This window comes from Flavobacterium sp. (genome assembly GCF_044376915.1).
Classification (GTDB): domain Bacteria; phylum Bacteroidota; class Bacteroidia; order Flavobacteriales; family Flavobacteriaceae; genus Flavobacterium.
Genome location: NZ_JBILKB010000024.1, coordinates 16758 through 27409, shown reverse-complemented (window position 1 = coordinate 27409; position 10652 = coordinate 16758). Strand labels below are relative to the sequence as shown.

General features: G+C 34.3%; 10 protein-coding genes. 6 read left to right on the top strand and 4 right to left on the bottom strand.

Going from position 1 to position 10652, the window contains the following annotated elements; all coding sequences use genetic code 11:
* From ACIQ6Z_RS04175 to ACIQ6Z_RS04150, 6 genes are all read left to right on the top strand, one after another.
* The coding region (locus tag ACIQ6Z_RS04175; protein ID WP_396209677.1) for an outer membrane beta-barrel protein at positions 1 to 321 on the top strand (321 nt) is incomplete at its 5' end.
* Between the two features lie 278 nt (positions 322 to 599).
* Positions 600 to 1502: a 1,4-dihydroxy-2-naphthoate octaprenyltransferase gene (menA, locus tag ACIQ6Z_RS04170; RefSeq protein ID WP_396209676.1), complete on the top strand. Its 903-nt coding sequence runs from the start codon at positions 600 to 602 to the stop codon at positions 1500 to 1502.
* Between the two features lie 23 nt (positions 1503 to 1525).
* Positions 1526 to 2233, top strand: a complete 708-nt coding sequence (locus ACIQ6Z_RS04165; RefSeq protein ID WP_396209675.1) for a metal-dependent hydrolase — start codon at positions 1526 to 1528, stop codon at positions 2231 to 2233.
* A 38-nt stretch (positions 2234 to 2271) separates the two neighbouring features.
* Positions 2272 to 3459, top strand: a complete 1188-nt coding sequence (locus ACIQ6Z_RS04160) for a tetratricopeptide repeat protein (RefSeq protein ID WP_396209674.1) — start codon at positions 2272 to 2274, stop codon at positions 3457 to 3459.
* A 48-nt stretch (positions 3460 to 3507) separates the two neighbouring features.
* Positions 3508 to 4557, top strand: a complete 1050-nt coding sequence (locus tag ACIQ6Z_RS04155) for an o-succinylbenzoate synthase (RefSeq protein ID WP_396209673.1) — start codon at positions 3508 to 3510, stop codon at positions 4555 to 4557.
* Positions 4558 to 4605: 48 nt separating this feature from the next.
* Positions 4606 to 5187 (top strand): tRNA-(ms[2]io[6]A)-hydroxylase, encoded by a 582-nt coding sequence (locus tag ACIQ6Z_RS04150; protein WP_396209672.1) that lies wholly within the window; start codon positions 4606 to 4608, stop codon positions 5185 to 5187.
* A gap of 81 nt (positions 5188 to 5268) precedes the next feature.
* On the opposite strand, the gene ACIQ6Z_RS04145 is transcribed toward ACIQ6Z_RS04150, so the two are convergent.
* The 4 genes from ACIQ6Z_RS04145 to ACIQ6Z_RS04130 all read right to left on the bottom strand — a co-directional run bounded on the left by ACIQ6Z_RS04145 (position 5269) and on the right by ACIQ6Z_RS04130 (position 10551).
* Positions 5269 to 6282, bottom strand: a complete 1014-nt coding sequence (locus ACIQ6Z_RS04145; RefSeq protein ID WP_396209670.1) for a proline iminopeptidase-family hydrolase — start codon at positions 6280 to 6282, stop codon at positions 5269 to 5271.
* A 77-nt stretch (positions 6283 to 6359) separates the two neighbouring features.
* Positions 6360 to 6578: a hypothetical protein gene (locus ACIQ6Z_RS04140; RefSeq protein WP_396209669.1), complete on the bottom strand. Its 219-nt coding sequence runs from the start codon at positions 6576 to 6578 to the stop codon at positions 6360 to 6362.
* 8 nt (positions 6579 to 6586) lie between these two features.
* Positions 6587 to 9106, bottom strand: a complete 2520-nt coding sequence (locus tag ACIQ6Z_RS04135; RefSeq protein WP_396209668.1) for an ice-binding family protein — start codon at positions 9104 to 9106, stop codon at positions 6587 to 6589.
* 248 nt (positions 9107 to 9354) lie between these two features.
* A complete protein-coding gene (locus ACIQ6Z_RS04130; RefSeq protein ID WP_396209667.1) occupies positions 9355 to 10551 on the bottom strand; it encodes a T9SS type A sorting domain-containing protein in 1197 nt (398 codons plus the stop codon).
* Between the last annotated feature and the right edge of the window lie 101 nt (positions 10552 to 10652).

Below are 10652 nucleotides of genomic sequence, written 5' to 3'. Positions count from 1 at the left end.
GGTGTTTATCTACTCCTTAAAAAATCCCAATTTAAGCCTTATTTAAGTGTTGGCTATGCTTTTTTTAATGCTAAATTTAAGGTGATGCCCGGGTTGTTTAATCCTAATGATTCCTTAAATCCCTTTGATCCCATAGTGATTGACGGTAGTGAAATAACTACAACTTACAAAGGTATAAGCCTACAGCCAGGTTTTAAATACATGTTGTCTAAGGGTGTTTTTTTAGAAGGAAGTTTTCAATACTTTCCCGCAAAATCTAATGATTTCGATGGAATCGTAAATGTTCATTTAGTTAAAATAGGTGTGGGTGTAAAATTATAGTATGGAAGAAATTTGGTCTAAACATTCGGTGTTGATTCGTTTTTGTTTGAGTTGGCTTATCACAAGTTATTGGTTGCTTAATAAAATAATAAATGTTTATGCAGTAACAATTGTAGGTGTGATCTATGAAATACTATGGTTGCCGATGATCGCACTCTTATTTGTAGCACCAATTTTTAATTTGTATATCATTATTTCATCCAATAATAAACCAGTTAATTATCTTATTTTGCTGGTGAATTGCATAACTTTACTACTCGTTTTTTTATTATAATTTGATGATAAACAACATAAAACCCTGGATTCAAGCTGCCCGTTTGCGAACCTTGCCACTTTCTGTGTCTGGAATTATCGTAGGAAGTGCTTACGCCTATTGCCAAAACCATTTTGAGGGATTGATTTTTATTCTGGCTCTTGTTACTACTTTGGCCTTTCAAATACTTTCCAATTTTGCTAACGATTATGGTGACGGCATAAAAGGTACCGATGCGCATCGAATAGGAGAAAAAAGAATGGTTGCTTCAGGCGCAATCACACCTCAAGATATGAAAAAGGCGGTAATTTTAATGAGTGTTTTTTCATTAGTAGTTGCAGTAGGACTTATTTATGTTTCTTTTGGAGCGGAGCATTTTTTGTATTCGGTTTTGTTTTTATTATTGGGTTTGGCTTCAATAAGTGCTGCAATAAAATATACGGTAGGCTCAACAGCCTATGGTTATTCCGGTTTTGGCGATGTATTTGTGTTTGTGTTCTTTGGATGGATTTCAGTCATTGGTTCCAATTTTTTGTTCACACATTTTTTAGATTGGAAATTGCTTTTACCTGCCTCATCCATCGGATTATTGAGTGTAGCGGTGCTCAATTTAAATAATATGCGCGACATTGAAAATGATACAATCGCTGGTAAAAACACATTAGTGGTAAAAATGGGGTTAGATTGGGCTAAAAAATATCAGGAAGCTTGTATTTCTATTGCTTCCATTCTGTTTATTGTATTTTGTTTGTTGGTTAAGATTACGGCAATACCTGTTATCCTTATAAATATTCCGTTAATACTGCATATTGGTAAAATCAAAAAATCAGAAAAATATGAAGATTTTGATCTTGAGCTAAAAAAAGTAGCTCTAAGCACATTTGCTTTGAGTGTATTATTTTGGTTAACTTTAGTCTTTCTAATTTGATCACCAAATACTAAAATAAAATCATGAAAATTACATTCTACGGACACGCCTGTATCGGAATCAAAATAAATGACATTCATATTTTAGTGGATCCATTTATAACGGGTAATCCAAAAGCTGCCCATATCGACATCCATACCGTAGCCGCCGATTATATTTTGCTCACTCACGCGCATCAAGATCATATTTTAGACGTAGAAGTAATTGCCAAACGAACAGGTGCTATTATAGTTTCAAATTACGAAATTGCGTCACATTTCGGAGCCAAAGGATATCATTATCATCCCATGAACCATGGCGGCAGTTGGGATTTTGGCACCAGTCGTAACGGCGAATTGGCGCAGCATTTTGCTACTGTAAAATATGTAATTGCACATCATTCTTCGTCATTTCCTGATGGAAGTTATGGTGGACAGCCAGGCGGATTTGTAATTGAGGGCGAACATAAAAACATATATATCGCAGGGGATACAGCATTAACTATGGATATGAAATTGATACCAATGCGTACCAAATTGGATCTCGCTATTTTGCCAATTGGCAGCAATTTTACTATGGATGTAGAAGACGCCATTCTTGCCTCTGATTTTGTCCAATGTGATAAAATATTAGGGTATCATTTTGATACGTTTGGCTACATAGAAATCAATCATGAGGAAGCCAAACGTAAATTTTTTGATCGTGGAAAAGATTTGATGTTGTTGGAAATTGGACAAAGCATCAAATTGTAAAGGCGCGTCCGAGTGCATTATAAATGAAAAACGAATTGATGAAAAAGCTACTATTATTATTGTGTATAACCCAAATTTCTTTTGCTCAAAAAGATGGGTATTGGGATAAAGAGCGCGCTACAACTAAAGAAGTAGTGCTTACTGCAGGAAAGAGGATACTACTTAAAACAGAAGCGCTGCCCATTGGAACAACCGAATTTCTTTTTCGAATAACCCTTTTAGATGAAGGTCAAAAATTAACCTCGAGTTTGGTTTCTGTATTAAAAGCAATACCCGATCCTACAGGGATTAGTCAGGGAACCGCAGGTTTAATTCATTTGACATCTGCTATCTCGGGAGACGATACATGTACCTATGCTATTTTTCAAGAGGCAAATCTTGCCAATGCATTTTTAAAAGAAGGAACAACTGCAAAAGCCTGTTTTGAACAAAAAGATAAAATCAATAAAGAAGCGAGGATGCTTTCTTCCGCTTCGCTGTGTCTGACTAATATACCTCATCTTTGGTTTGGTTTTGAAAGTCAAAATTGGGTAATGAGTCAAAAAATTGTATTGGAAGTTGTGCCTTGGGTAGATTATAAAGCCAGTCGGGGCTGGACAAAACAAACAAAACATGAAATTGAAAAGATGTGTGCCCGGTTGGATTTTTTTGATCAGCTTTCCAAAAAAGAAATTTTTACAGGAACTTATATTAAGTTATTTACCGATCGTTTTACCTACACGGAATTCACCAATATGTTGGCTGCTGAAAAAGCAACTATTGCAACCGAAATTGGTTTACTTGCATTAAAAAACACCAATCAGATGAATGAATTAATGGAACAAAAAAGAAAAATAGCTTGGGATTTTTATTTGAAAAAAGAGTATCAAAAGGCAATTTCGTATATTGAAAAGGAAATAATTGAAACAAATTGGGCGCAAGCAAAAGACTATAGCGCGCTTGGCGATATTTATATTGAAACCAAACAATTTTTCAAGGCAAAAGATAGCTATTCAAAAGCAATTGCACTTGATGCGCATCAATTGTGGTATCAATTGAAACTAGCCAACACCTTAGTATTTATGAACGAAATTAAAGCCGCAAAAGAAATTCACCTTAAATATAAAAATAATAATATTGATGCGAAAATATCTTGGATTGATCAAGCAAAATTAGATATCGAATTTTATAGGTCCAAAGGCTTAGCAATTGATGACTTTAAAAAAATTTTACGAATCTTGGAATAAAGTACCATAATTACACCATCAAATTTGACTCATTGTCTTATTTAGCATATGAAAGCAAGCTATAAAAAATACACCTTACATTTTAAAAGACCAAGCGGTACTTCTAGAGGAGTAATGACCGAGAAAGAAACTTGGTTTTTATTTTTGGAAGATGACGAAAAAACCGGAATAGGCGAGTGTGGTTTATTGCGCGGCTTGTCAGTTGATGATCGTCCGGATTATGAAGAAAAATTGCAATGGGTGTGTCAAAATATTCATTTGGGTAAGGATGAATTATGGGACGAATTACTTGAATTTCCATCGATACAATTTGGTGTTGAAATGGCTTTTTTATCGTTGCAATCCAAAACGCCCTTTGAATTATTTCCTTCTTCATTTACCAAAGGCAATGATGCTATGCGAATCAATGGTTTGGTTTGGATGGGCGATGAGGCCTATATGAAATCTCAGATAGAAGAAAAATTGGCCCAAGAATTTACGTGTATCAAGTTAAAAATTGGCGCCATAGATTTTGAAAAAGAGTTGGAGTTGTTGCGCTACATTCGTCAAAATTTTGATGCCAAAACCATAGAGATTCGGGTAGATGCAAATGGTGCATTTAATTCGTTTGAAGCTTTAAATAAATTAAAACAATTAGCTGTATTTGAATTACATAGTATTGAGCAACCTATTCAAAAAAACAACACAGAACTTATGGCTAATTTATGTCAGGCCACACCCTTTCCGATTGCTTTAGATGAAGAACTTATTGGTGTTTTTTTGTTTTCGGAAAAGGAAACGTTGTTGAAAAAAATACGACCCCAATACATCATTTTAAAACCAAGTTTGGTGGGAGGATTCAAAGGAACGCTAGAATGGATTTCAATTGCCAACTCGTTAGGCATTAACTGGTGGATCACTTCGGCATTGGAAAGTAACATCGGTTTGAATGCTATTGCGCAATTTACCTTTACACTTCAAAATCCATTGCCTCAAGGATTAGGTACAGGTGGTTTGTATACGAATAATTTTGATTGTCCCTTGGAAATTGAAAGAGGACACATTCAATATAATATGACTAAAGATTGGGACATTTCTAATCTAGGAATTATGTTATAATAGCATTATTTTTACAATCTAAAATTATTAATCTTCATTCAACATCATATGTTTCGTTTAAAACTACCAACCGATCCAAGATGGGCCAATATAGCCGAAGGCAATTTAGAAGAAATTCTAACCGATCACGCGTGGTGTGAATTAAAAGCAACATCAAATGCAATTATGCTCATCAATATGTTGCCCGAGTTTACAGAGATTACGACTGAACTAACCTCAATTGCGAAAGAAGAAATGGAGCATTTTGAGCAAGTCCACGAAATCATAAAAGCAAGAGGTTGGATATTAGGGCGCGAGCGAAAAGACAGTTATGTAAACGATTTGTTTAAATTCATGAAGCCTGGAAATCGAAAACACATTATCGTAGAACGCATGCTATTCGCAGCAATGATTGAAGCCAGAAGTTGCGAACGGTTTAAAGTGCTATCCGAGACCATTAAAGATCAAGAATTGGCTGTTTTTTACCGGGATTTAATGATTTCTGAAGCCAACCATTATACCTCCTTTTTACAATTTGCCCATCAATTAGCTGAGGAGGGATACGATGTTAAAAAGCGATGGGAAGAATGGCTTGAATATGAAGCAGAAGTAGTTAAAAGCTACGGAAAATCAGAGACTATTCATGGGTAATTTATGCAATAGTTTTAGCGTTTAGTCAAGAAGAGTAGCAATAAAAAAGGGCTTCATTATGTGAAGCCCTTTTCAAATGAATTATTTTTTCAGAAAGTCGATGAGTCCTTTAAAATATGTTTTTTGATCATCATACATGGCCATGTGACTTCCTTTGTCACAATACAAATAAGTGCCTTTAGGAGTAAGTTTTGCCATTGTTTCCATATGTTTTGGATCCATAGTGTCATATTGAGCGCCAATAACCAAAGTTGGAATGTTGATATTCTTTAAATCGGCTTTACGATCCCATTTTTCAAGCTTTCCAGATATACCAAATTCACTTGGTCCTTGCATGGTAACATAAAGCGATTGATTGATTTTTGCAAACGAACGATTTACTGGCTCTGGCCAATTTTTTACTGGGAAACGCAATATGTGTTTTTCATAAAAATTAGGCAATAACAGTTCCATATATCTTGGATTACTAAAGTCTTTTGCCGCTTCAATTTTTTCAATTTCAGCTAATACTTTTGGATCCATTTGTTTAGCGAGTACTTCATCGGCATATTTTCCATATTCAGGACAACTTGACATCATGTTTGAAATAATCATTCCTTTCATGTGTTTTTGATATTTTAAGCTATATTCCATGGCTAAAATGCCACCCCATGAATGTCCTAAAAGGTAGAAGTTTGTTTCATCTAAGCCTAAAGCAATACGAACTTGTTCTACTTCTTCTACATAACGGTCTAAATCCCACTGTGCAACATCGTTTGGATTGTCGGAATTCCCACATCCCAATTGATCATAGTAAATAAATTCAATGCCTTCAGCTGGTAAAAAGTTTTCAAAACACTCAAAATATTCATGAGTAGCTCCGGGTCCACCGTTTAACAACAACACTTTAACTTTCGGATTGTTCCCTATGCGTTTCGTCCACACATTAAATGTGCCTTTTGCAGTGGTAATAGGAATAATTTTGATGCCACCCGTTTGAATGGTGTCATTTGATGGATTGCTGAAATAGGCTTCATTTGAAGCGGTTGTTTTTTTGCAATTGACTAAAGCTACACTACAGAGTAGTGTGCATAAAAATAACGTGATTTTTTTCATATTTTATTGGATTGGTTTAAACAAATCTAACGAAATTTACCACTAAGTCTACTTTATATTGTTAAATAATTGAAATTTTACGGTTGTTTTAACGGGAGTCCTTTTTTATAATACCCATAACCAATACCTGCAATTAATAGGATGAATAAATAATTATCGATGGGAACATCTGAATCGTCTGGATCATTATTGGTTTCTCCTGTGGTGCCAAAATCTGAAGGTTCTTGCGCTATTGCTGAAGTTATCGATATCCATCCGATTGATAAAATGCAAAGTAGTTTTTTTATTTTTTTCATTTGTGCTATTAATTTAAAATTTTGCGGTAATGCGTTTGTAGGTTTTCATCCACAATTTTTAGTAGGAGGATCTCTTTTGTTTGATGCAACTCATTAATTTGAATGGCATTAGAGTTTATATTATTTACGTTGAACAGTAATCGGCCCAATTGATCAAAAATCGAAATATTTTGAATTAGTATTCCGCTGCTAACTACATGATAGTTGTCTTTGTTCTTGAATACCAAGATGTTTGAAGAATTTATGGGTATGTCAATTGTTGTTAAGTTTTCTTCATATACAAGTGTAAATCGATTGTTGAACACACCTGTTTTGGAAGTAAATGTGTAAGGTGCCAATTTTAAATCTGTAGTAACGCCTGTCTCTAGGTCTTTAATGTATACCGATTGTTCGGTTAAGAATACGCCATCCCAATCTGATAATTTAATTTTATAGCGACCAGCTGTAGTGCAAATCCAACCCAATGGAACTTCATCTGTTGGTTCAAATGGTAATGGGCGACCTTGAATTACATATTTTTCATTCCCAATGATTGAATACAAGTGACTGCCTAAATTACCATAGGATTTTCCATCGTAATTGGAATCGGCATTTAGTGTCGCACCATCTAAGTATCCAATCATAATTTGGTTGATGTCTTCGTTGTTTGCGTTACAAACATTAATCCAAAGTCGATTTTTCTCTGGGTTAACAACTCTTAAAAATTGATGGTTTTGATCGTTTATTCGTTGTGAATTGGTAAAATTCAAAACACCATTGCTTTTGGATGTTACAAAAAAGCCTTGACCAACTTGAATACTACCATTCGGAATTACGGCTGGTGTATGGTAGGCAGGGTTATCCACTGCCACTGCAGTAGCAGCTGTTCCACCAGTAGCATTCCATGTGGCATAATTTGTTCCTGTTGGAAAAACACCATTTGAATCCATGGATAAGGTGTGTTCGTAAAAATAAAGTGTTCCTTCAATGACCGCATTATTCTCTTGTACAAATGTGGTAGCGTCAACAGTTGAAGGAAATGGATTACCCACTAAATTATAGGCATGTGTTGGCGTATGAACTAAATTAAATGAATGGGCTCCATTATTGGGAACACCCGTAAATATGCCCGTCCATTCGTTGAATATGGTTGCTGAAAAAGTATTAGGTGCTCTAATGGCATATCCTTTTGCCGCCGTAAAAATTGAATTGTTGGATAGGGTCGAGCTCAAATAGGTGTTGGTAAGCGTATCGTACGTATAGATTCTATAGGATAACGTTTCAGGAGAAAAATTATAAATATTTTGACCAGTCACTGATGACGACCATAACGTATGATCAAGCCGAACAATTGTTGCTGTATTTCTATTTACTTGAATATTCCCACTGTTTATTGCCGTTGGATCCACTTGAATAATATTAACATTGTTGTGTTGTGTCAATGATGAATTGGGCTCCACGGTGATACTGCCAAATACAAATAGATTATGATTCAATACAACACTAGCATTATTGGTTACCAAAACCGAACACGTATATAAGTCAAAAGAGGTAGTGTACGATGCAGAAAATAGGGCTGTTTTTTCGTAAGTTGGAATACCATTGCTCCACATTATGCCATTCCAAGTTGTAGTTGTTCCACAATTGAAAGTATCTGAATCTGTAATACCATTGCAATTATCATCAATATTGTTCCCATATATTTCAATTGCATTAGGATGCGTACCACCATCGGTATCATCACAATCTGTGGAATTAAGTATATATCCCGAAATATAATCACACGAATTCACAAGTATATTTCCATACCCATCAAGGTCATTGTCTGCATAAAACATCGGATGGGTATTTGTAATTCCGCTTATTGATAGTTGAGTACCATAAGTAGAAATTGCACCACTAATGGATAATAGTTTGCAATTGAGTTGGTTGCCAACACTTACATCAATAGCTCCATTTGAAATGATAGTACCTTTAAATATACAATTAGCAGCCAATGAAAATGCTCCTTCTACAATCCAATAAATATTATTTGCTTGTGCACCATTTTTTAAAACTATAGTAGAATAAGTTTGAGAGGTAAAAGCACCTCCAAACTTTATGATAAACTTGGCATTCGAATTAAATTGCGCATCGAAGTTGAGTATGCCTGAAATGGATCCTGCCGTAGTAATAGCATACACTCCAGGTAAGAGGGTCTCGTCACTTCCAAAAGTCGGACTGTGATTCGTTGAAGTTGCAGGTAAAGTTTGAAATGCTGCGTAAGCCGAATTTAATTCAGTAGCAGCAATTTGGGTAGCCGCAGTGGCATTTAGCGTGTTTCCTGAAATAGTTGCAGCCTCAAAACCTGTAATTGTTCCAGCATTGGTTCCAATATTGCCTTCAATTGTTGAGCTTGATGTATTGCTCAAAGCGCCTACTGCTGTAAAAATGGTAAAATCACTGGCAGATCCCAGAGAAGGTAAGCATTGTGAATGTATGGAACTCAATGGAATTAAAAACGTTACAATTACAATCCAATCTAATTTTTTGAAAATTACTTTTTTCATTTGACTATTGTTTTACTTTTTGAATACTGAACAATATGTATTTGTTGCTAAAAAATAGATTGTCTGTTTGAAGTATTTCAAAGGTAAGGTATAATCAAGTAAGTAATTTTTAAATACTTGAAATAGTGTGATTTATGTAAAAAATAAATTTTATTTGCAATTTAAATTTATACAAATAATAAAATGATTAGATTGATTTTTGATAGGGTAATAAAAGCAACTATTTTAAATCGAATGAATAAAAAAAATTACGATTTAATAAATTTCATTTCTGAAACTTCATTCGCACGATAAACTCTCACAAAATAAAGACCACTAGGAAAACTTTGCATCTCTAAAGGTGCAGTTACTCCATTTGAAGTCATGACGAGTAATCCGTTGCTTGAGAAAATTTCAATTTTATCAATAGATGTGTCAGACGTTAGGTGCAATTTATCATGGACAGGATTTGGAAACATTGTAAGTCGACTGCTTGAAGTAGTTGGTGGAGCACAACTTCTGATATTTGTAGTATAGCCCAATGTGTTGCATTGGTTTTGCATGTAAACCACTTCATTGGCATCACAACAAATACTAGTAAGATTTGGATTACCCGAAAAAATGACCTGTTGTTCTATAATGTCATTTTCTAAAAATAGTTCGGTTAATCGGTTATTTTGACAATACAAAATATCCAAATTGAATAATTTATTAACATTTAATGAAGTTAATCGATTGTCGGGGACAAATAAATACCGAACATGTCTGAGGTTGCCTAAATTTAAGGTTTGCATCATGCCATTGCGGATGTCAATATTTTCAATATTTAAACAAGTACTTAGGTTTAAAGTAGTAAAACTAGTATTGGATAAATGGAGGTTAATGAGTCGCGTGTTATTCGTTAAATTAAGTGACTGTAAAGGTGCTGTAATGCTTAAAACTAATAAATCAACAGCGTCATTTAAATTCAAACTTGTGAAACTACCCGTTAAGTTAAGGTTGGTAAGTTGGTCTAAATTAGACAAGTTAACCGAGGAAGCGATAGAGCTGCAACTTACCGATTTTAAGTTTGTATTTCCTGATAAATTTAAAAGAGCTAAATTAGTATCAGTACTAACAGCATTGGATAAAGCCAAATTTTCTAAATTTATTAGGGTGGGAAAGTTGAAACTCGTCCCTCTAAAAAATAAGGATTCAAAACTTTTTAAGTTGGTGAAAAATTGAAGACCATTTAAATTATTTAGTTCAGCATACGAAAGATTTAATTTGATTACAAGTAGTGCTTCAGCCTGAGATATTTGTCCATCGTTATTAGCATCTAACCTAGGAAAAGGAGTTCCGTTCAAATCAAAATCAATGGGTTGTTGCAGTAAAGCATTTTTGAAATTAATATCGGTAAATGTTATTATTTGTGCTACTGAAATTTGAAAGCAGCAACCTAGTAGAATACAAGCTAATTTTTTCATAATCATTTATAATATTGTTGTTTAACAAAAACTTTATAAAATTAAACAAAAAAAATATAAATCGCTGTATTTTTCTATTTTCAACCAAAAAATAACAGTTG